The following is a 24,056-nucleotide window of genomic DNA, read 5'->3' on the forward strand; positions in this document are numbered from 1 at the left end:
GCTCTGATGGCGAACGAAGACAAGCTCCTGGGCTACCTCAAGCGCGTGACCGCGGACCTGCACCAGACCCGCGAGCGCCTTCAGGAGCTGGAGTCCGGTGTGCAGGAACCCATCGCGGTCGTCGCGATGACCTGCCGCTACCCCGGAGGCGTCGACTCGCCGGAGCAGCTGTGGCGTCTGGTCGCCGAGGGCACCGACGCGGTGTCGGCCTTCCCCGAGGACCGCGGCTGGGACACCGCGGCCCTGTTCGGCGACAACCCCGACGACAGCGGCAAGAGCTACGTCAGCCGGGGTGGCTTTGTCAGTGGCGTGGCCGAGTTCGACGCGGACTTCTTCGGCGTCTCACCCCGCGAGGCCGTGGCCATGGACCCCCAGCAGCGCATGTTGCTGGAGCTGAGCTGGGAGGCGTTCGAGCGCGGCGGCATCGACGTGTCCTGTCTGCGCGGCAGCCATGTCGGGGTGTTCGTCGGCTCGAACGGCCAGGACTACGGGGACCTGATCGAGAAGTCCCCGGCGGGCACCGAGGCCTACCAGACCACCGCCACGGTGGCCGCGGTGCTGTCCGGCCGGATCTCCTACACCTTCGGCTTCGAGGGACCCGCGGTCACCCTGGACACCGCGTGCTCCTCCTCACTGGTCGCGCTGCACCTGGCCACCCAGGCCCTGCGCAACAAGGAGTGCACGCTGGCGCTCGCCGGTGGTGTCACGATCATGGCTACACCCTCGGCTTTCGTCGCGTTCAGCAAGCAGCGCGGGCTCGCCCCGGACGGCCGGTGCAAGGCGTTCTCGGAGTCCGCGGACGGCACGGGCTGGTCCGAGGGCGGCGCGCTGCTGGTGTTGGAGCGGCTGTCCGACGCCCGCCGCAAGGGCCACCAGGTGCTCGGCGTCATCCGCGGCTCGGCGATCAACCAGGACGGTGCCTCGAACGGTCTTACGGCCCCGAACGGTCCTTCGCAGCAGCGGGTGATCCGCCAGGCGCTGGCCAACGCGGGCGTGCCCGCGGGGGAGATCGACGCGGTGGAGGCGCACGGCACGGGCACGACCCTGGGCGATCCCATTGAGGCGCAGGCGTTGTTGGCCACCTACGGCCAGGATCGCTCCCGCCCGCTGTGGCTGGGGTCGATCAAGTCCAACATCGGCCACACCCAGGCCGCCTCCGGGGTCGCCGGGGTGATCAAGATGATCATGGCGATGCGGCACGAGACCCTGCCGAAGACCCTGCACGTCACCGAACCGAGCAGCCACGTGGACTGGACGGCCGGTGCGGTGAGCCTGCTCACCGAGTCCCAGCCGTGGCCGCAACTGGGCCACCCGCGCCGTGCCGGGGTGTCCTCCTTCGGCGTCAGCGGCACCAACGTGCACATCATCCTCGAACAACCCGAACCGTCCACTGTGGAGAGCGAGCCCGCCGAGCCCACGGTCCTGCCGTGGGTGCTGTCCGGCAAGTCCGCACGCGGCCTGCGGTCCCAGGCGACTCGCCTGCTTTCCCTGCTCGGCGACAACCCCGAGCTGAACCTGGCCGATGTCGGGTTCTCCCTCGGTACGACTCGTACCGCACTGGAACACCGCGCGGTGCTCGTCGGGGGCGACCGCGAGTCCCTGCTCGCCGGGCTGACCGCGTTGGTCGCCGACGAATCTCCCGCCGATGTCGTCCGGGGTACGGCATTGGTGGGCTCACGGTTGGTGTTCGTCTTCCCGGGCCAGGGCTCACAGTGGGTCGGCATGGCAGCCGAGCTGGTCGAGTCCTCGCCCGTGTTCGCCGAGCGGCTCGCCGAGTGCTCCGCGGCACTGTCATCCTTTGTGGACTGGAATCTGCTCGACGTGATCCGTGGCGCCGAGGGCGCTCCCTCGTTCGACCGGGTCGACGTGGTGCAGCCCGCGCTGTGGGCGGTGATGGTCTCGTTGGCGGCCGTGTGGCAGTCGCTGGGTGTGCGGCCCGCCGCGGTGATCGGTCACTCGCAGGGGGAGATCGCGGCGGCCTGTGTCGCCGGTGCACTATCCATTGAGGACGCTGCTCGGGTTGTGGCGTTGCGCAGCGCGGCGATCCGGGACGTGCTGGCGGGCAAGGGCGGCATGGTGTCGGTGGCGCTGTCCGCCGAGGACGTGGCCCCGCGCCTGGCGGCCTGGGACGGACGGCTGTCGCTGGCCGCGGTCAACGGCACGAACTCGGTCGTCGTCTCGGGCGCGTCCGAGGCGCTGGACGAGATGATGACCGCCTTCCGCGCGGACAAGATCCGGGTCAAGAAGATCGCGGTGGACTACGCCTCCCACTCGGCGCAGGTGGAGCTGATCCACGACAGGCTGCTGGCCGATCTCGGTCCCGTCTCGCCGCGGACCGGTGAGGTGCCGTTCTACTCCACCGTGACCGGTGGCTGGATCGACACCTCGGCCATGAATGCCCAGTACTGGTACGACAACCTGCGCCGCACGGTGGAGTTCGACCCCGCGGTGCGCGCGCTGGCCGCCGAGGGGTTCGGCGGTTTCGTGGAGTGTTCCGCCCACCCGGTGCTGACGGTGGGCCTGCAGGAGACGCTGGACGCCGTGGGCCAGGACGCGGTCGTCACGGGCACGCTGCGCCGCGACGAGGGCGGGCTGCACCGCCTGTACCTGTCGCTGGCCGAACTGCACGTGCGAGGCGTCGGCGTGGACTGGGCGGCCATCTACCCGGGTGGCCGACGCGTCGACCTGCCGACGTACGCCTTCCAGCGCGAGCACTACTGGCTTGAGGTCACCGCTGGTGTGGGCGACGTGGCCTCCGCCGGGCTGATCGCCGCCGACCACCCGCTGCTCGGCGCCGCCATGGTGCTCGCCGACTCCGACGGCCTCGTGTTCGCCGCCCGCCTCGGCCTGGACAGCCACCCGTGGCTCGCCGACCACGCCGTCGGTGACGTGGTTGTCTTTCCCGGCACGGGTTTCGTCGAGCTGGCGATCCGGGCGGGCGACCAGGTCGGCTGCGGCCGGGTCGAGGACCTGACCCTCGAAGCGCCGCTGGTGCTGCCCGAACGCGGGGCCGTGCAGTTGCAGATCTCCCTCAGCGCGGCCGACTCCGCGAACCGGCGCGCGCTCAACGTCTACTCCCGGGTCGACGAGGAGCCGTGGACCAGGCACGCCACCGGCACGGTCGCACCCAGCGCGCGGCCTGCCGAGTTCGCGCTGACCCAGTGGCCGCCCGCAGGCGCCCAACCCGTGTCGCTGGAGGCTTTCTACCGGGACGCGGCCGAGCTCGGGTTGGCGTACGGCCCGGTGTTCCAGGGCCTGCGGGCCGCGTGGCGCCACGGAGACCAGGTCTTCGCCGAGGTCGCGCTGTCATCGCCCGCCGACGCCGCCCAGTTCGGGCTGCACCCCGCGCTGCTTGACGCCGCGCTGCAAGCCGTCGGGCTCGGTGCTTCGGCTGGCGACCAGGTGCTGTTGCCGTTCGCTTGGTCCCAGGTGGAGCTGTTCGCCACCGGCGCGTCCACCCTGCGGGTCCGGGTGGCCCCGACAGTCGGCGGTTCGGTGTCGGTCGAGGTGGCCGACAGCACGGGTGCTCCGGTGCTGTCGATCGGCTCGTTCGCGCTGCGCCCCGTGGTCACGGCGGAACTCTCCCGCACCGGCTACCACGAGTCCCTGTACCGCCTGGACTGGGAACCCGGCCGACTCGGCAGCGCGACCGGTGGGCGTTGGGCCGTGCTCGGCGCCGAATCGCTCGGGCTGGGCGAGGCGGTCGCCGACCTGGACAGTGCGGTGGGTGCGGACATCGTTGTGCTGCCAGCATTCGGTGACGGGGCCGTGCACCGCGTGTTGCCTCAACTCCAGGACTGGCTGGCCGACGAACGCTTCGCCGCCAGCAGGCTCGTCGTGCTGACCCGCGGTGCGGTCACCAGCGATGTGGCCGATCTTGCCGGAGCCGCGGTGTGGGGGCTCGTCCGTTCCGCGCAGTCGGAGAACCCGGACCGGATCGTGCTGGTCGACCTGGACCCGGCTGCCGAGTCCGCACACCTCGTGGCCGCCGTTGTCGGCTCCGGCGAGCCGCAGGCCGCCCTGCGTGCGGGCGCCGTGCGGGTGCCCCGGCTCGGTCGTGTTCGGGCCGCCGCCGAGCACACGCCGGTCGGGTGGGACCCCGACGGAACCGTGTTGATCACTGGCGCCTCCGGCACGCTGGGCGGGCTGGTGGCCAAGCACCTCGCGGCCTCGGGCGTGCACAACCTGCTGCTGGTGAGCCGTCGAGGCGGGGACGCCCCCGGCGCCGAGCAGTTGCTCGCGGATCTTGCGGAGTTGGGCGCTGCGGCGACCGTGGCCGCCTGTGACGTGGCTGATCGGGAGGCGGTGCGGAGCCTACTGACTGAAAATTCAGTCGGTGCCGTCGTGCACACCGCGGGTGTCCTGGACGACGGGGTGATCGGCTCGCTGACCCCGGAACGCCTGGACGCGGTGCTGCGGCCGAAAATGGACGCGGCCTGGAACCTGCACGAGTTCGCCGGGGACCTGACCCACTTCGTGCTGTTCTCCTCGATCGCCGGGGTCACGGGCAACCCCGGGCAGGCCAACTACGCCGCCGCCAACGCCTACCTGGATGCCCTGGCCCAGCACCGGCACGCACAGGGCCTGCCCGCCACCGCACTGGCCTGGGGGTTCTGGGACCAGGCCAGCGGCATGACCGGGCAACTCGACGCCTCCGACCGGCAGCGCATCTCCCAGTCGGGGGTCCGCCCGCTCGGCTCCGACGAGGGCCTGGCCCTGTTCGACACGGCGCTGTCGCTCGGCGAGGCCGCACTCGTCCCGGTACGGCTGGACCTCGGGGCACTGCGAGCACGCGGTGAAGCGGTGCCGCCGGTGTTCCGCTCCCTGGTGCCCAGCACGCGGCGAGCCGCGGCCACCGGTGATCAGTCCGATGTGGACTCACTGCGTCGGCGGCTTGCCTCGTTGCCGGAGGAGGACCGCGAACCCGCGCTGGTCGACCTGGTCCGGTCGCAGGTCGCCTCGATCCTGGGCCACGCCACCATCGAGACCGTGGACGCGGGCCGGGCCTTCCAGGAACTGGGCTTCGACTCGCTCAGCGCCGTGGAACTGCGCAACCGGCTCAACACGGCCACCGACCTGCGGCTGCCCGCCACGCTGGTGTTCGACTACCCGACGCCGACCGTGCTCGCCCGCCACCTGTACGGAGAACTGCTCGGCACCCTCGCCGAGCACGTACCCGTGACCGTCCTGAGTGGACCTAACGCCGATGATCCGATCGCGATCGTGGCGATGAGCTGCCGCTACCCGGGTGGCGTCCGCTCGCCGGAGGACCTGTGGCAGCTGGTCGCTCGTGGTGAGGAGGTGGTGACGCCCTTCCCCACCGACCGTGGCTGGGACGTGGACGCGCTGTTCGACCCGGACCCGGACGCCGAGGGCAAGAGCTACGTCCGCGACGGCGGTTTCCTGCACGACGTGGCCGAATTCGACCCGGCGTTCTTCGGCATCTCCCCGCGCGAGGCCCTTGCCATGGACCCCCAGCAGCGCCTGCTGCTGGAGGCGTCCTGGGAGGCGTTCGAGCGCGCGGGCATCGATCCCGGCACGCTGAAGGGCAGCCGAACCGGGGTGTTCGCCGGGGTCATGTACCACGACTACCTCGGCAACAGCGGCACCGGCAGCCTCGTCTCCGGCCGGGTCGCCTACACCTTCGGGCTCGAAGGCCCCGCGGTCAGCGTGGACACCGCGTGCTCCTCCTCGCTGGTGTCCCTGCACTGGGCCTGCCAGTCGCTGCGGCAGGGCGACTGCACCCTGGCCCTGGCCGGTGGCGTCGCCGTCATGTCCACTCCCGAGATGTTCGTGGAGTTCAGCCGTCAGCGCGGGCTCTCCCGTGACGGCCGGTGCAAGTCCTTCGCCGCCGCCGCGGACGGGGCTGGCTGGTCCGAGGGCGTGGGCGTGCTGGTGGTGGAGCGGCTGTCCGACGCGCGCCGCAACGGGCACCCGGTGCTGGCGGTGATCAGTGGCTCGGCGATCAACCAGGACGGTGCCTCGAACGGTCTTACGGCCCCGAACGGTCCTTCGCAGCAGCGGGTGATCCGCCAGGCCCTGGCCAACGCGGGGCTCACCGTCAACGAGGTGCAAGCCGTTGAGGCGCACGGAACCGGTACCACGTTGGGTGATCCGATTGAGGCGCAGGCGCTGTTGGCCACGTACGGCCAGGATCGCGCCGAGCCGCTGTTGCTGGGGTCGATCAAGTCCAACCTCGGGCACACCCAGGCGGCGGCCGGTGTTGCCGGGATCATCAAGATGGTCATGGCCATGCGGCACGGCGTGGTGCCGAAGACCTTGCACGTGGACGAGCCGACCCCACACGTGGACTGGTCGGCCGGGTTCGTGGAGTTGGCCACCGAGGCCAAGCCCTGGCCCGAGGACGGTCGGCCGCGTCGTGCGGGCATCTCCTCGTTCGGCGTCAGCGGCACGAACGCCCACGTGATCATCGAGCAGCCGCCTGTGGTCGACGAGCCCGCCCCGCAGGGGATCCCGGTGGGTGCGCTGCCCTGGGTCCTGTCCGCGCACACCAAGCAGGCCCTGGCCGCACAGGCCGCGCAGCTCGTGTCCTATGTGGAGGCTCGTCCCGAGCTGGACCTGTCCGACCTCGGCTACTCGCTGGCCACTTCGCGCGCCCAGTTCGAGCACCGGGGCGCCGCGGTCGGCACGGATCGCGCGAGCCTGCTCACCGCGCTGACCGCCATCGCCTCCGGCGAGGTGTCGCCCGCAGTGGTCACCGGCACTGCGCGGAGCACCGGCAAGCTGGGTGTGCTGTTCACTGGTCAGGGGTCGCAGCGCGCTGGGATGGGTCGTGAGTTGTACGAGTCGTTCCCGGTGTTCGCTGGGGCGTTTGACGTGGTGTGCGGCGAGTTCGAGTTGCCGTTGCGTGATGTGATCTTCGACGGTTCGGAGTTGTTGGATCAGACGCAGTACACCCAGGCTGCGTTGTTCGCGATTGAAGTTGCGTTGTTCCGGCTTGTTGAGTCGTGGGGTGTGCGGCCGGATTATGTTGCTGGGCATTCGATTGGTGAGTTGTCGGCGGCTTATGTGGCTGGTGTGTTGTCGTTGGCTGATGCTGTGAAGCTGGTGGCGGCTCGTGGTCGGCTCATGCAGGAGTTGCCGGCCGGTGGTGCGATGGTCGCGGTCCAGGCGACTGAGGAGGAGGTTGCTCCGCACCTGACCGATGGTGTGAGTATCGCGGCGATCAATGGGTCGGATTCTGTTGTGGTGTCGGGTGATGAGGATGCGGTTGCCGCTGTGGTGGCGGTTTTCGCGGGTCGTAAGACTCGGCGTTTGGTGGTGTCGCATGCGTTCCATTCGCCGCTTATGGAGCCGATGCTGGCGGAGTTCGGGAAGATCGCGTCCACTTTGGACTTCGCTGCGCCGAGGATTCCGGTTGTGTCGAACCTGACCGGGGTGTTGGCGGGCGATGAGCTGTGTACTCCGGAGTACTGGGTTCGGCACGTCCGCGAGGCGGTCAGGTTCAGTGATGGTCTGAAGTACCTGGAGAGCGTTGGTGTCACGACGTTCCTGGAGTTGGGGCCGGACGGTGTGCTGACCGGCATGGCCCAGCAGTGCGTGGAGGGCACCTTGGTGTCCGCGCTGCGCAAGGGCCGCGACGAGGTCGAGACGATCACCACCGCCCTGGCGCAACTGCACGTGACCGGCCGAACCGTCAACTGGGCCGAGGTCTTCCCCAGTGCCCGCCGGGTCGACCTGCCCACCTACGCCTTCCAGCGCGAGCGGTTCTGGCTCAACTCCACCGCAACGACCAGCGATGTCGCCTCGCTCGGGCTCACCTCGCCCGACCACCCGCTGCTCGGCGCGGCCGTACCGCTCGCGGACTCCGACAGTGTGCTGTTCAGCGCGCGGATCTCGGTCGGCACGCACCGCTGGCTGGCTGATCACGTCATCGGCGGCACGATCCTGTTGCCCGGCACGGCCTTCGTCGAGCTGGCGGTCCGGGCCGGTGACGAGGTCGGCTGCGGCCTGCTCGCCGAGTTGACGATCGAGGCCCCGCTGGTGCTGCCGGAGCGCGGCGGCGTCCAGGTCCAGGTCCTCGTCGGGGCCCCGAACGCCGATGGGCGCCGTGTGCTCGGCATCCACTCGCGTCGTGAGGACGCCGCGGAGGACTCGCCGTGGCTGCGGCACGCCAGCGGGATCCTGGCCCCAACTGCCGGTCAGCCAGCCTTCGAGCTGACGGCGTGGCCGCCGAGTGGCGCCGAATCCTTGTCGCTGGAGGACTTCCACGCCACCGCGGCCGAGGCCGGTCTCACCTACGGGCCGGTGTTCCGCGGTCTGCGTTCGGCTTGGCGGCACGGCGAGCAGGTGTTCGCCGAGGTGGCGCTGCCCGGGGCGGACTCCTTGGAGCCAGGGCGGTTCGGCCTGCACCCGGCCGCGCTCGACGCCGCGCTCCAGGCGATCGGCCTCAGCTCCGCCTCCGCTGAGGAAGCGCTGCTGCCCTTCGCCTGGTCTGACGTCGAACTGCACGCCTCGGGCGCGTCCAGCCTGCGGGTACAGATCACGCCGACCGGTGCGGGCTCGGTCGCACTGCGAGTCGCCGACTCCACTGGCGCCCCTGTGCTGGCCGTCGGTGAACTCACGCTGCGGCCCATGGCCCCGGTACGGGCTCCTGCCGCTGCCGACGCACTGTTCCAAGTGGACTGGGTACCGGTTCCCGTGGAACCCGCCGTGTCCGCCGCGCGCTGGACCGTGGTGGGGCAGCAGCTGAACGGGCTCGCCGGTCAGGTCGCCGGGGTGGACCTGGTCGAGGGGTTCGAGGCCGTGCGCGAGGCCGACGTGGTGGTCGTGCCGTTCATCAACGGTGCTGTGCACGAGGTCACGCACCGGGCACTGGAGGTGTTGCAGCGCAACGACTCACCCACGCTGGTGATCGTCACGCGCGGCGCGGTCGGTGCCGAGGTGACCGATCTGGCCGGTGCCGCGGTGTGGGGGCTCGTCCGTTCCGCGCAGTCGGAGAACCCGGACCGGATCGTGCTGGTGGACCTGGACCCGGCCACGGAGGCCGCGAGCCTGCTGCCCGTGGTCGTGGCCTCTGGGGAGCCCCAGGTGGTAATCCGGGATGGCGTGGTCCTGGCCGCGCGGCTCGCCCGCGCCGCTGTCACGGAGCCGGACACCGGCTGGGATCCCGATGGCACGGTGCTGATCACTGGCGGTACGGGTGGACTCGGTCGGCTGCTGGCACGTCATCTCGTCGAGCGGCACGGAGTGCGCAACCTGCTGTTGATGAGCCGCAGCGGTGGTGCGGAGGATCTGTGCGCCGAGCTCGCCGAGCTGGGTGCCGCGGCGACCGTGGTCGCTTGTGACGCGGCGGACCGTGCGGCCCTGCGGCAGGTCCTGGCTGAAAATTCAGTCAGTGCGGTGGTGCACGCGGCAGGTGTGCTGGACGACGGGGTGATCGGCTCGCTGACCCCGGAGCGGCTGGACGCGGTGCTGCGCCCCAAGGTGGACGCGGCCTGGAACCTGCACGAACTCCTCGGCGAGGTGGACCGGTTCGTCCTGTTCTCCTCGGTGGCGGCGACCTTCGGCTCGCCGGGGCAGGGCAACTACGCCGCCGCCAACGCCTACCTGGACGCCTTGGCCCAGTACCGCCGTGCCCGCGGTCTGCCCGCGACCTCGCTGGGCTGGGGCTTCTGGGCGGCCACCAGCGGCATGACCGCCGAGATCGACCGCGAGCAACTGGCCAGCGCGGGCGTGTTGCCGCTGGACACCGACGAGGCCCTGGCCCTGTTCGACCTCGCCCAGGGCGGCCCGGCCGCCGTGGCACCGGTCAAGCTCGACCTGCCTGTGTTGCGTGAGCAGGGTGCCGCGCTGTTCCGCGGCCTGGCAGGCAGGTCGGTCCGCCGCGGCACGGCCTCCGTCGCCGCCTCGGTCTCGTCCGGACTGGCCCAGCGGCTCGCCGGGCTGTCCGAGCCGGAACGCCGCGACACCGTGATCGCCCTGGTCCGAGCGCACGTCGCCACGGTGTTGGGGCACCATTCCCCGGAGGCCGTCGAACTGGACAAGCCGTTCCAGGACCTGGGCTTCGACTCGCTCGCCGCGGTGCACCTGCGCAACGGGTTGACCACGGCCACCGGGCTGCGGCTGCCAGCCACGCTGGTCTTCGACTACCCGACCACCACGGCCCTGGCCGACTACCTGCTCGCCGAGGTCTCCGGCACCGCCGAGGACGTGGCGCCGACCGTGTCGTCGACTGTGGACGACGAGCCGATCGCGATCGTGGCGATGAGCTGCCGCTACCCGGGTGGGGTTCGCTCGCCCGAGGACCTGTGGCGGCTGGTCACCGAGGAGGCCGACGCGATCACGCTGTTCCCGGAGGACCGCGGCTGGGACGTGGAACGGCTGTACGACCCGGACCCGGACAAGGAGGGCAAGTGCTACGTGCGGGAGGGCGGGTTCCTGCACGACGCGGCCGAGTTCGACCCGGGCTTCTTCGGTATCTCCCCGCGTGAGGCGCTGATCACCGACCCGCAGCAGCGCCAGCTGCTGGAGGTGTCCTGGGAGGCGCTGGAGCGCGCGGGCATCGACCCGGTCCTGTTGAAGGGCAGTCAGACCGGGGTGTTCGCCGGGGTCATGTACCACGACTACGAGGGCGCCGCCGCCTCCGGCAGCGTGGTGTCCGGGCGGATCGCCTACAGCCTCGGGCTGGAGGGGCCGGCGGTCACGGTGGACACGGCCTGCTCCTCCTCACTGGTCGCATTGCACCTGGCCGCGCAGGCACTGCGGCAGGGCGAGTGCGATCTCGCCTTGGCCGGTGGTGTCACCGTGATGGCCACGCCCGGCGCGTTCATCGAGTTCAGCCGCCAGCGCGGGCTCTCCCGTGACGGCCGGTGCCGATCCTTTGCCGCCGCGGCGGACGGTGCTGGCTGGTCCGAGGGCGTGGGCGTGCTGGTGGTGGAGCGGCTGTCCGACGCGCGCCGCAACGGCCACCCGGTGCTCGCGATCGTGCGCGGGTCGGCGATCAACCAGGACGGGGCCTCGAACGGCCTCACCGCCCCGAACGGCCCCTCCCAGCGCAGGGTGATCCGCAAGGCCCTGGCCAGCGCGGGTCTCACCACCGCGGACGTGGATGTGGTGGAGGCGCACGGAACCGGTACCACGCTGGGTGATCCGATCGAGGCGCAGGCCTTGCTCGCCACGTACGGCCAGGACCGCGAGCAACCGCTGTGGCTGGGGTCGGTCAAGTCGAACCTCGGGCACACTCAGGCGGCGGCCGGGGTTGCCGGGATCATCAAGATGGTCATGGCAATGCGGCACGGAGTCCTGCCGAAGACCTTGCACGTGGACGCCCCGTCCCCGCACGTGGACTGGTCGGCGGGCGCCGTCGAACTGCTGACGCAGGCGCAGCCCTGGCCGGACAGCGGACGGCCGCGTCGTGCGGGCATCTCCTCGTTCGGCATCAGCGGGACCAACGCGCACACCATCATCGAGCAGGCACCTACCGAGGAGCCTCAGCCGCCGAAGGCCACCGGTCCGGTGCTGCCCTGGCTGGTGTCGGCGCGCAGCAAGGACGCCCTGCCCGACCAGGCAAGGCGACTGCTGTCTGTTGTGGACAGTGCGCCGCCCAACGACCTCGGCTACTCGCTGGCGGCACTGCGTTCCGCGTTCCCGCACCGGGCGGCGGTGGTCGGAGCGGACCGCGAGGAGCTGATCAGTGGACTCCGCGCGCTGGCCGCGGGCGAGCCCTCGCCGAACGTGATCACGGGTGTGGCCAGGACCGAGGGCAAGCTCGCACTGTTGTTCACTGGTCAGGGTGCTCAGCGGGCTGGGATGGGTCGTGAGTTGTACGAGTCGTTCCCGGTGTTTGCTGGGGCGTTTGACGTGGTGTGCGGCGAGTTCGAGTTGCCGTTGCGTGATGTGATCTTCGACGGTTCGGAGTTGTTGGATCAGACGCAGTACACCCAGGCTGCGTTGTTCGCGATTGAAGTTGCGTTGTTCCGGCTTGTTGAGTCGTGGGGTGTTCGGCCGGATTATGTTGCTGGGCATTCGATTGGTGAGTTGTCGGCGGCTCATGTGGCTGGTGTGTTGTCGTTGGCTGATGCTGTGAAGCTGGTGGCGGCTCGTGGTCGGCTCATGCAGGAGTTGCCGGCCGGTGGTGCGATGGTCGCGGTCCAGGCGACTGAGGAGGAGGTTGCTCCGCACCTGACTAACGGTGTGAGTATCGCGGCGATCAATGGGTCGGATTCTGTTGTGGTGTCGGGTGATGAGGATGCGGTTGCCGCTGTGGTGGCGGTTTTCGCGGGTCGTAAGACTCGGCGTTTGGTGGTGTCGCATGCGTTCCATTCGCCGCTTATGGAGCCGATGCTGGCGGAGTTCGGGAAGATCGCGTCCACTTTGGACTTCGCTGCGCCGAGGATTCCGGTTGTGTCGAACCTGACCGGGGCGTTGGCGGGCGATGAGCTGTGTACTCCGGAGTACTGGGTTCGGCACGTCCGCGAGGCGGTCAGGTTCAGTGACGGCCTGAAGTACCTGGAAAGTGCTGGTGTCACGACGTTCCTGGAGTTGGGGCCGGATGGTGTGCTGACCGGCATGGCCCAGCAGTGCGTGGAGGGCACGTTTGCCCCGGCCCTGCGCAGGGACCGTGACGAGGTGCGCACGCTGCTCACCGCGCTGAGCCGACTGCACGTTGGCGGTACCTCGGCCGACTGGGCCGCGGTGTTCGCAGGCGGGCGCCGAGTCGACCTGCCCACCTACGCCTTCCAGCACGAACGCTTCTGGCTGGACAGCGTCGGCGCCGACCCGGCTGGCACCTCCGACCACGCACTGCTCGGGCCCGCCGTCGAGCTGGCCGACACCGGAAGCTACCTGTTCACCGGCAGGCTGTCGGCGCGGACCACGCCCTGGCTTGCCGAGCACGCCATCGGGGACACGATCCTGTTGCCCGGCACGGCCTTCGTCGAGCTGGCGATCCGCGCCGGTGACGAGGCGGGCTGCGGCCGGGTCGAGGAACTGACCCTGGCGGCGCCACTGGTGCTGCCGACCAGCGGAACGGTGCAGGTCCAGGTCGCGGTCGGTGCGCCCCAGGAGGACGGCACGCGCACCGTGACCGTCCACTCGCGACTGGAGGACGCGCCCTGGACCAAGAACGCCCACGGGGTGCTGTCGGCCTCCGACCAGCCCGCCTCGTTCGAGCTGACCCAGTGGCCGCCGACTGACGCGGAACCGGTGCCGGTCGCCGACCTGTACACCGAGTTGGCGGCCAGCGGCCTGGTGTACGGGCCGACCTTCCAGGGCCTCTCGGCGGCGTGGCGGCGCGGGGACGAGGTGTTCGCCGAGGTGAGCCTGCCCGAGGACGCCGAGGTGGACCGGCTCGGATTGCACCCGGCGCTGCTGGACTCCGCACTGCACGCGATCAGCCTCAGCCCGGTCGGCGGTGACCAGGCGCTGGTGCCGTTCTCCTGGTCCACAGTGGACCTGCACGCGACCGGGGCCACCGGCCTGCGGGTGCGGGTGGCCCCAGCCGGGGACCGCGCCGTGTCCCTGCAACTGGCCGACTCGGCCGGTGCCCCGGTCGCCACGATCGGCTCGCTGGCACTGCGCGAGCTGGCCGGTCTCCAGGTGAGCGCCCACCACGACGCGCTGTTCCGGCTCGACTGGGCCCGGCTGGCCGCCGAGGTGGTCGTCTCCGCCGGGCACTGGGCGGTGCTGGGTGAACCGCTCCCGCTGGACGGCCAGGTCGCCCGCGTTGACACGGCCGCCGACCTGTCCTCGGTGGTCAGCGCCGACGTGGTCCTCGCCCAGTTCGTCGGCGGCGAGGTGCACGCCCGCACCCACGAGGCGCTCGCGCTGATCCAGTCCTGGCTGGCGGAGGAGCGGTTCGCCGCCGCCAAGCTGGTGATCCGCACGCGGGGCGCGGTCGGGCCGGAGGTCACCGACCTGGCCGGTGCCGCGGTGTGGGGGCTCGTCCGTTCCGCGCAGTCGGAGAACCCGGACCGGATCGTCCTGGTGGACACCGACGACCGGTCCGTCAGCCTGCTGCCGGGCATCGTCGCGGCCGGTGAACCGCAGGTGCTGGTGCGTGACGGGGCCGTGCGCGGCGCTCGCCTGGTCCGGGTCGCGGAGTTGGCGCCCGGTGCGGACTGGGACCCCGAGGGCACGGTGTTGATCACCGGCGCGACCGGGACCCTGGGCCGACTTGTCACCAGGCACTTCGCCGAGCGTGGGTTCCAGCACCTGGTGCTGGTCAGTCGCAGCGGGGGAATGGTCGACGGCCGCGCGGTCCTGGCCTGCGACGTTGCCGACCGTGAGGCGGTACGGGCACTGCTGGCTGAAAATTCAGTCAGTGCTGTCGTGCACACCGCGGGTGTGCTGGATGACGGGGTGATCGGCTCGTTGACGCCCGAGCGTCTGGACACCGTCTTGCGGCCGAAGGTGGATGCGGCCTGGAACCTGCACGAGTTCGCCGGGGACCTGACCCACTTCGTGCTGTTCTCCTCGGCCGCCGGTGTGCTCGGTGCTCCCGGCCAGGGCAATTACGCCGCTGCCAACGCGTACCTGGATGCGCTGGCCCAGTACCGGCACGCACAGGGGCTGCCCGCTACCTCGCTGGCCTGGGGCCTGTGGGCCGAGAGCAGCGGCATGACCGGCCAGTTGGACGCGACCGACCGGTCCCGTATCTCGCGTAACGGCGTGCTGCCACTGTCCACTGAGGAGGGACTTGAGCTGCTGGACTCGGTGGCCACCAGCGGCGAACCCGTTGCCGTGCCGATGAAGCTGGACCTCAAGGCACTGTCCGGGGATGCTGTGCCCCCGGTGCTGCGCGGTCTGGTCCGCACCCCGGTGCGCAGGACCGCACAAGCCGGGGCCGTGCCGGTGGCCGCGCTCCGCCAGCAGCTCGCGGGGCTGACCGAGCAGGACCGCGCGGAACTGCTGCTGGACCTGGTCCGCAGCCAGGCGGCTGCCGTGCTCGGTCATGCCGGGACCGAGGCCATCGAACCGGACCGGGCCTTCAGCGAACTGGGCTTCGACTCGTTGACGGCGGTGGAGTTCCGCAACCAGCTCAACGCCGCGACCGGGCTCCGCCTGCCACCCACGCTGATCTTCGACTACCCCAGCTCACAGGTGCTCGCCGCGCAGCTCGACGCCGAGCTGAGCCCGCGCACGACCCCGGCCGAGGGCTCGGCCGAGGACCGCGTGCGGGAGATCCTCGGCAGCATCCCGTTGAGCAGGCTGCGCGACTCCGGGCTGATGGACAGCCTGCTGGAGCTGGCCGGTGCCACCGAACCGGTCGACAGCCCGCCGGAGCAGTCGGGGTCGATCGACGAGATGGACACCGACAGCCTGATCAGCATGGCCCTGGACGGGGCCGACCTCGATGACGTCACGCGAGAGGTGTGAGACTGCGATGCCCACGTCCGAGGACAAGGTGGTACTGGCACTGCGGGCCGCGCTGAAGGAGACCGAGCGCCTGCGGGAGCAGAACCGGAAACTGGCCGCGGAGAGCAGGGAACCGATCGCGATCGTCGGCATGTCCTGCCGCTACCCCGGCGGCGTCACCACCCCCGAGCAGCTGTGGACGCTGCTGACCGAGGGCGGCGAGGGCATCGGGGAGTTCCCCGCCGACCGCGGCTGGGACCTGGACCGCGTGTACGACCCGACCGCCTCGCGACCGGACACCAGCTATGTCAACCGCGGCGGATTCCTCTACGACGCGGCGGAGTTCGACCCGACCTTCTTCGGCATCTCCCCGCGCGAGGCGCTCGCGGTGGATCCGCAGCAACGACTGCTGCTGGAGGCGTCCTGGTCCGCACTGGAGGACGCGGGCATCGACCCGGCCGCGTTGCGGGGCAGTCAGACCGGGGTGTTCGCCGGGGTGATGTACCACGACTACGTTGGCAGCTACGGGTTCGGCAGCTTCGTGTCCGGCCGGGCGGCCTACGTGTTCGGCTTGGAGGGCCCGACCGTCTCGGTGGACACGGCCTGCTCCTCCTCGCTGGTCGCGCTGCACCTGGCGATGCAGGCCCTGCGCAACAAGGAGTGTCCGCTCGCCCTGGCCGGTGGTGTCACCGTGATGGCCACGCCCGGCACGTTCATCGAGTTCAGTCGCCAGCGCGGGCTGTCCCCGGACGGTCGCTGCAAGGCGTTCGCGGACACCGCCGACGGCACCGGCTTCGCCGAGGGCGTGGGCATGGTGGTGCTGGAGCGCTTGTCCGACGCCCGCGAGAACGGCCACCGGGTGCTGGGACTGCTGCGCGGGTCGGCGATCAACCAGGACGGGGCCTCCAACGGCATCACGGCCCCGAACGGTCCTTCCCAGCAGCGGGTGATCCGCCAGGCGCTGGCCAACGCCAGGGTGTCCGCCGACCAGGTCGACGTGGTCGAGGCGCACGGAACCGGTACCACGTTGGGTGATCCGATTGAGGCGCAGGCGCTGTTGGCCACGTACGGCCAGGATCGCGCCGAGCCGCTGTTGCTGGGGTCGATCAAGTCCAACATCGGGCACACCCAGGCCGCCGCCGGGATCGCCGGAGTGATCAAGATGGTGCTGGCCATGCGCCACGGGGTGGTGCCGAAGACCCTGCACGTGGACAAGCCCTCGCCGAACGTGGACTGGACCGCGGGCAGCGTGCGGTTGCTCACTGAGCAGGTCCCGTGGCCCGCCACCGATCACCCACGACGCGCGGGCGTGTCCTCGTTCGGCATCAGCGGCACCAACGCGCACGTGATCGTCGAACAAGCCCCTACTGCCACGGAACTGCCAGCCGGTGACCAACTCCCGGTGACTCCGTGGGTGCTGTCGGCCAAGAACGAGTCCGCGCTGTACGAGCGAGCCGCCCACCTCGCGTCCCAAGTGGACGGAGACCCCGAGGTGGACCTGCTGGACGTCGGCTACTCGCTGGTGGCCACGCGATCGGCCTTCCAGCACCGCGCTGTGGTCCTCGGCGCTGATCGAGCCGAGCTGCTCAGCGGACTCCGCGTGCTCGCGGACGGGGGCAAGTCCGCCAACCTCGTGCGCGGTGTGGCCCGCACCGGTGGCAAGCTGGCGGTGTTGTTCACCGGCCAGGGCGCTCAGCGCGCCGGGATGGGTCGCGAGCTGTACGAGTCCTTTCCCGCCTTCGCCAAGGCCTTTGACGAGGTGTGCGCCGAGTTCGACCTGCCGTTGCGCGAGGTGATCTTCGACGGTTCGGAGCTGCTGGACCAGACCCGGTACACCCAGGCCGCGTTGTTCGCGATCGAGGTGGCACTGTTCCGGCTCGTCGAGTCCTGGGGCCTCGCGCCGGACTACCTGGCTGGGCACTCGATCGGTGAGGTCTCGGCCGCGCACGTGGCCGGTGTCCTGTCGCTGGCCGACGCGGCGAAGCTGGTGGCCGCACGCGGTCGGCTCATGCAGGAGTTGCCGCCCGGTGGTGCCATGGTCGCCATCCAGGCCACCGAGGACGAGGTCCTCCCGCACCTGACCGCGCGAGTCGGTATCGCGGCGATCAACGCGCCGGACTCCGTTGTGCTGTCCGGTGACGAGGACGCGGTCGGTGCTGTGGTGGAGCGGTTCGCGGAGCGCAAGTCGCGCAGGCTGGTCGTCTCGCACGCGTTCCACTCCCCGTTGATGGATCCGATGCTGGCCGAGTTCGGCAAGATCGTGTCCACACTGGACTTGCGCCCGCCGAGGATTCCGATCGTGTCGACCCTGACCGGTTCGGTGGCCGGTGACCAGCTGTGCGCTCCCGAGTACTGGGTGCGGCACGTTCGCGAGGCGGTCCGGTTCTGCGACGGCGTGCGCCGCCTGCAAGACCTTGGTGTCACGACGTTCCTGGAGTTGGGGCCGGACGGTGTGCTCACCGGCATGGCCCAGCAGTGCGCGGAGGGCACGTTCGTGTCCGCGCTGCGCAAGAACCGTGGTGAGGCCCAAGCAGTGATCACCGCGCTCGGGCAGGTCCACGCCGCTGGCGGCGAGGTCGACTGGCCGACCCTGTTCGCGGGCGGGCGCCGGACGGACCTGCCCACGTACCCGTTCCAGCGGGCGAGCTACTGGCTCCGGGCCGACGAACCCGATGCGGCCGAACTGGGGCACCCGGTGCTCGGTGCGGCCGTGGCAGTGGCCGACACGGGTGGCCTGCTGCTCACCGGCAAGGTGTCGACCAGCACCCACCCATGGCTGTCCGACCACGCCGTGGGCGGCACGGTGCTGTTCCCCGGCACCGGCTTTGTCGAGTTGGCGATCCGGGCCGGTGACGAGGTCGGCTGCGGCCTGCTCTCCGAGCTGACGATCGAGGCCCCGCTGGCGGTGCCCGACAGCGGGGCGGTCCAGCTCCAGGTCGCGGTCGGCCCGGCGGGCGATTCGGCCGAGCGGAGCGTGACCGTCCACTCGCGACTCGGCGACGGGCAGTGGACCAGACACGCCAACGGTGTGCTCGGTGTGGGGACCGGCGGGCACGCGCCGGGCCTGACCGACTGGCCGCCCTCCGGCGCGGAGCCGATCGACACCGGCGAGTTGTACGAGGACATGGCCAGCGTTGGACTCGTCTACGGTCCGCTGTTCCGTGGGCTGCGCGCCGCGTGGCGACGCGGAGACGAGGTGTTCGCCGAGGTGGGCCTGCCCGAGGACGCCGAGGTGGACGCGTTCGGCGTGCACCCGGCCCTGCTCGACGCGGCCCTGCACACCGTGACGCTCAGCAATGCGGCCAGCGACCGGATCGCGCTGCCGTTCGCCTGGAGCGAGGTCGAACTGCACGCGACCGGTGCGTCCAACCTGCGCGTGCAGGTGACGCCGACCAGCGCTGGCACGGCTCGGCTGGTGATCGCCGACGGGATGGGAGCGCCGGTGGCCACGGTCGGATCGCTGGCGCTGCGGGAGATCTCCGCCGATCAGCTCGCCGCGACCCGTGCCAGCGGCCCGGACTCGCTGTTCCACGTGGAGTGGACGCCCATCGCCGCGCCTGCGGCCGATCCGGCCGCGCGCTGGGCCGTGCTCGGCACCGACGAACTCAAGGTGGGCGTCGCGCTGGAGTCGGCCGCTGTCCGGGTCGACAGCTGTGCTGACCTGGACTCCGTGGGGGAAAACGACTACGTGGTGCTGCCATGTGCGGGCGACACGGTTCGCACGGCGACGAACCGAGTGCTCGCGGTGTTACAGGCATGGCTCGTCGAGGAGCGGTTCGAGTCGGCGAAGCTCGTGGTCGTCACGCGTGGCGCGGACACCGTGGACCTGGCCGGTGCCGCGGTGTGGGGGCTTGTCCGCTCGGCGCAGTCGGAGCACCCCGACCGGATCGTCCTGGTGGACCTGGATGCCGAGGACGAGTCCGCTGCCGCACTGCCGGGAGCTGTGGCGTCAGGTGAGCCGCAACTGCTGCTGCGCCAGGGCAAGGCGCTCGCCGCCCGGCTCGCTCGCGTGCGGGCCACCGGTGAGGTGCCCGCCTGGGACCCGGACGGCACCGTGCTGGTCACCGGCGCCACGGGGACCCTGGGCAGGCTCGTCATCAAGCACCTGCTCGACTCCGGCGTGCGGAACCTGCTGTTGGTCAGCCGGGGCGGAGGAACCGTCGAGGGCCGTCCGGTCCTGGCCTGCGACGTTGCCGACCGTGAGGCCGTTCGGGCCCTACTGACTGAAAATTCAGTCGGTGCCGTCGTGCACACCGCGGGTGTGCTGGACGACGGGGTGATCGGCTCGTTGACACCCGAACGCCTGGACACCGTCTTGCGGCCCAAGGTGGACGCGGCCTGGAATCTGCATGAGTTCGCCGGGGACCTGACCCACTTCGTACTGTTCTCCTCGGCCGCCGGAACCTTTGGCACGCCAGGACAAGCCAACTACGCCGCTGCCAACGCGTACCTGGATGCGCTGGCCCAGTACCGGCACGCACAGGGGCTGCCCGCTACCTCGCTGGCCTGGGGCCTGTGGGCCGAGAGCAGCGGCATGACCGGTGGCCTCAGCGAGGCGGACCGCACCAGGATGTCCCGCAGCGGCGTGCACCCCTTGTCCACCGAGGAAGGGCTTGAGCTGTTCGACGCCGCGGTCGCACTCGGCGCACCGGCGGTGGTACCGATCAAACTGGACCTGCGTGCCCCCGCCGACGCCCTCCCACCGATCTTCAGCTCGCTGCTCACCCCGGCACGGCGCAGCGCCTCCGGTGCGAGCAAGGCCGACGCACAGTCCTTGCGGGCCAGGCTGTCCGAACTGTCCGAGGGTGAACAGGAGCAGGTGTTGCTCGACTTGATCCGCGCCATCCAGTCAAGGGTTCTCGGGCACAGCGGCCCCGAGCAGGTGGACCCGGAGCAGGGCTTCCTGGAGGCCGGTGTCGACTCGCTGACCTCCGCGGAGCTGCGCAACGAACTGAACGCGAGCACCGGCCTGCGGCTGCCCGCGACAGTCGTGTTCGACAGCCGCAGCCCCGCCGAACTGGCCCGCGTGCTGCGCGCCGAACTGGCCGACACCGTCGAACGGGCCCCGGTCGCACCCGACTCGCTGACCACGTTGTTCCGCGACGCGGTGCTGGCCGACCGACTCAAGCCCGGGTTCGCGCTGCTCAGCGCCGCCGCCGGGCTGCGCCCCGAGTTCGACTCCAGCGCGGGGCTGGACCGGCTGCCCGAACCGGTCGGGCTGTGCACGGGGCCGGACGGCCCGGTGCTGGCCTGCCTCTGCACGCCGATGGCCACCGGCGGGGTTCACCAGCACGCCCGACTGGCCGCGCACTTCCGCGGCGTGCGCGACATGTTCGCCTTGCCCACACCGGGTTTCGCCTCGGGGGAGAGCCTGCCGTCCACGTACGCGGCGGTCGCGCAGGTGCTCGGCGAGAGCATCCGCGCCGAGGCGGGGGACCGGCCGCTCGCGCTGCTCGGGTACTCCTCGGGCGGCTGGCTCGCCCACGCCACCGCGCTCTACCTGGAGGGCGAGGGCCTGCCGCTGGCCGGGGTCGTGCTGCTGGACACCTACCTGCCCACCATGGACACCAGCACCGGGGTCTTCGGCCAGATGCTCGCGGGCCTGTTCGACCGTGAGGACTCGCTGGGCCACTTCGACAGCGCGCGGTTGTCCGCGATGGCCCGCTACATCGACCTGTTCAACGGCTACCAGCCGGGGCCGACCAAGGCCCCGGTGCTGTTCGTGCGCCCCGAGCGGTCCATCACCGCCAACCCGGACAGCGAGGACTGGCGCGCGGGCTGGGCCGCCCCGCACCACCTGGTCGAGGTGGCCGGCGACCACTTCAGCATCGTGGAGTCCGAGGCCGCCAGCACCGCGCAGGCGATCGACCAGTGGCTGCGGGGCCGGTGATCAGCCCCGCACCAGCCCGAGAATCCGCTGGGCCACCTCGCCGGGCGCGGGCATGGCGTGCATCTCGGCGCGGACCTCGGCCGCAGCCCGCCGCAGGTCGGGGTCCCGCAACAGGTCACCGACCTGTTTGGCGCCGAGCTGCTCGCAACGGGAGACCAGGGCCAGCCCGCGCCGGAACCCCGCTTCGGCGTTGAGTGGTTGATCGGCGTCCGCGGGCATGATCAGCTGCGGCAGGCCCGCGTCCAGCGCGGTCATGGTGGTGCCGGTGCCGCCGTGGTGGATCACCGCGGAGCAGGTGGCCAGCAACGCGTGCAACGGCACCCAGCCGCTGATCCGCACGTTGGGCGGCAACGGGCCCAGGGACGAGGTGTCCACCGAACCCAGTGCCAGCACGAACTCGGCGTCCAGCTCCGCGGCGAGCTCGACCACCCGTGCGGCCGGGCCCACCCCGGTCAGGTAGGGGTTGAAGGTGCCGAGTGTGACGGCCACCCGTGGGCGATCCCCGTTGTCCAGCAACCACTCCGGCAACATGCCCGGCCCGTTGTACGGCACGTACCGCATGGGCCAGCCGCCGGGGACGGAGCCCATGCTCGGCGGGCTCAGGTCAATCACGGCGGTGGGCTCGGGCAGGCCGTGCACCCCGAACCGACTGAACAGCGGCAGTTGCGGCTCGAACAGGGTGTCCACTTCGGCCAGTCCGTGCGCGAGCCCGAGCCCGTGCGCCACGGAAGGCACGCCCGCGCCGATCGCGACCGCCGAGCCGATCAACAGGGTTTCCTCGTGCAGCAGCACATCCGGCCGCCAGGACCCCACCAGTGCGGCCAGGCCCTCGGCCATTACCTCGGCGGTGAAGGCGAAGAAGCCCGCCCACTCCTGCTCGGCGATCGGCGGCGCCGCCGATCGCCGCACATCCATGCCCTCGGGGATCGCCATGCTGAACCCGGGCGCCAGGTCCACACTGGGCAGCCCGGTCCGCTCCACCGGGGTGAGCCCGCCGCAGGTGGCGATCAGCACCTCGTGCCCGGCCGCGCGCAGCGCCCAGCCGGTGGAGATCATCGGGAACAGGTGGCCGTGCGCGGACAAGCACACGATCAGCACTCGCATCGGTTCTCCACACTGCTCCGGCTGCACGGTGTGAGGAAAGCTCACGCCGTGCAGCCTAGCGCGGTGTCCGGCGCCCGACGAGGGGCTTGGACACCGCGCCAGTGGCTCGCCTCGGAACCTTGACCGTGTCTCGCCGGCGACCACCCAGCCGCGCCCGCCGACGCGGGCCGTGTCATGAAAGTGCCGTTCAGGACACTGGATGTCCTGAACGGCACTTTCATGGCACCGCAGCCTCGGCCCGGACCGGATACCAGGTCAACGACGCGCGACGCGCCACTAGCCATGTGGGAACCGACGCGTCACCAGGTGACCGGCAGGCTGTGCATGCCGTAGATCACCCCGTCGTACTTGAAGGACAGCTCCTCCGGCGGTACCGCGAACCGCAGGCCGGGCAGCCGGGCGATCAGCGTGTTCAGCACGATCTCCAACTCCAGCCGGGCGAGGTTCTGCCCGATGCACTGGTGGATGCCGTAGCCGAAGGCCACGTGGTGGCGGGCCTCGCGATGGAAGTCCACCTCGTCGGGATCGGTGAACACCGACTCGTCGTGGTTGGCCGAGCCGTTGAGCGCGATCACGCCCTCGCCCGCGCGGATCAACACCCCGTCGATCTCCAGGTCCTCGGTGGCCACCCGGCAGGTCACGTGGTCGGAGATGCTGAAGAAGCGCATCAGCTCCTCGACGGCCTTCGGGGTCAGGTCGGGGTCCTCGCGCAGCTGGGCGAGCAGGTCCGGCCGGTCCAGCAGGGCGAACACGCTCAGCGACACCATGTTCGCGGTGGTCTCGTGCCCGGCGATCAGCAGGATCCTGATCAGGCCCACCATGCCCGCGTGGTCGAAGACCGGGGTCTCCCGGTTCTTGACGATCATCCGTCCCAGCAGGTTGTCGCCCGGGTCGGCCTCGGCCGCGGTGACCAGTTTGTCCAGGTGTGCGACCAGTTGGCCGTCGGCCGCGGCGCGGTCCTGCGGGGCCGTGTTGTGGTCGAGGATCAGCTCGGTGACCGTCTCGAAGATGTGCCGGTCCGCGTAGGGCACACCGAGCATCTCGCAGATCACCTGTGAGGGCACCGGAGTGGCCAGCGCGCGCACCAGGTCCACCGGGCGCTCGCCCGCCAGCATCGCGTCGACCAACTCGTCGACCAGTTCCTGGATGCGCGGGCGCAGCGCCCGCATCCTGGCCACGGTGAACTCGGGCAGCACCATCCTGCGCTGCGCCGTGTGCACCGGGGCGTCCATGCCCGCCAACGGGATCGACAGGTGGGCGAGCATCTCCTCGGGGATGTGCACGTGGTGCGGGAAGCCCGGTTTGGCCTGGTCGGAGCTGACCCTGGGGTCCAGCAACAGCTTGCGCACGTCTTCGTACCTGGCGACGATCCAGGCCCTGCGCCCGGTGGCGAGGGTGACCTGGGAGACCGGCTGGTCGGTGCGGAGCTTGGCGTACTCGGCGGGCTCGCTGTACGGGCAGGCCCTGCGCATCGGGAAGGCCGGTGCCTCGGCATTGGTCATGGCGGAGTCCTGTCCCCAGGTTTCCCTGTGCTGGCAATGGTTCTGATTCGGAGGCTACTGCCGGACCCCACCCCTGCCGCACCCCTATCACCGGGCAACGGGTCCCACCGTCTGGATACGAACCACCCCGACCACGTGAAAGACCTGGCCACAGGGGGGCTTTAGGGGGAGCGCTAGGGGTCCGCGGGCCGCGCACGGCCGGTAGCTTGGCCGGTGCTGGAGACCCCGCACCTGGGGAACAG

The 24,056-nt window shown here is 70.8% G+C and carries 3 protein-coding genes and 1 pseudogene; 2 read left to right on the forward strand and 2 right to left on the reverse strand.

The window, feature by feature from the left end; all coding sequences use genetic code 11:
* The first annotated feature begins 6 nt into the window (after positions 1–6).
* Together KALB_RS07270 and KALB_RS07275 are read left to right on the forward strand one after the other, a co-directional pair.
* On the forward strand, positions 7–15,339 hold the full coding sequence (locus KALB_RS07270) for a type I polyketide synthase (protein ID WP_025355062.1): 15,333 nt from the start codon (positions 7–9) through the stop codon (positions 15,337–15,339).
* A 46-nt stretch (positions 15,340–15,385) separates the two neighbouring features.
* Positions 15,386–21,208: pseudogene (locus KALB_RS07275) on the forward strand (beta-ketoacyl synthase N-terminal-like domain-containing protein); the annotation flags it as partial.
* Here KALB_RS07275 and KALB_RS07280 read toward each other — a convergent pair.
* Positions 21,209–22,312: a nucleotide disphospho-sugar-binding domain-containing protein gene (locus KALB_RS07280; protein WP_025355064.1), complete on the reverse strand. Its 1,104-nt coding sequence runs from the start codon at positions 22,310–22,312 to the stop codon at positions 21,209–21,211.
* A 299-nt stretch (positions 22,313–22,611) separates the two neighbouring features.
* Positions 22,612–23,814, reverse strand: coding sequence for a cytochrome P450 (locus KALB_RS07285; protein WP_025355065.1), 1,203 nt, complete (start codon positions 23,812–23,814; stop codon positions 22,612–22,614).
* Positions 23,815–24,056 lie beyond the last annotated feature (242 nt).

This window comes from Kutzneria viridogrisea DSM 43870 (assembly GCF_000525635.1).
GTDB classification, from domain to species: Bacteria; Actinomycetota; Actinomycetes; order Mycobacteriales; family Pseudonocardiaceae; genus Kutzneria; species Kutzneria viridogrisea.

Bases quoted from the DNA above. Each gene is read 5' to 3' on its own strand.
- KALB_RS07270 (WP_025355062.1), top strand. From the start codon at position 7: ATGGCGAACGAAGACAAGCTCCTGGGCTACCTCAAGCGCGTGACCGCG.
- KALB_RS07280 (WP_025355064.1), bottom strand. From the start codon at position 22,312: ATGCGAGTGCTGATCGTGTGCTTGTCCGCGCACGGCCACCTGTTCCCG.
- KALB_RS07285 (WP_025355065.1), bottom strand. From the start codon at position 23,814: ATGACCAATGCCGAGGCACCGGCCTTCCCGATGCGCAGGGCCTGCCCG.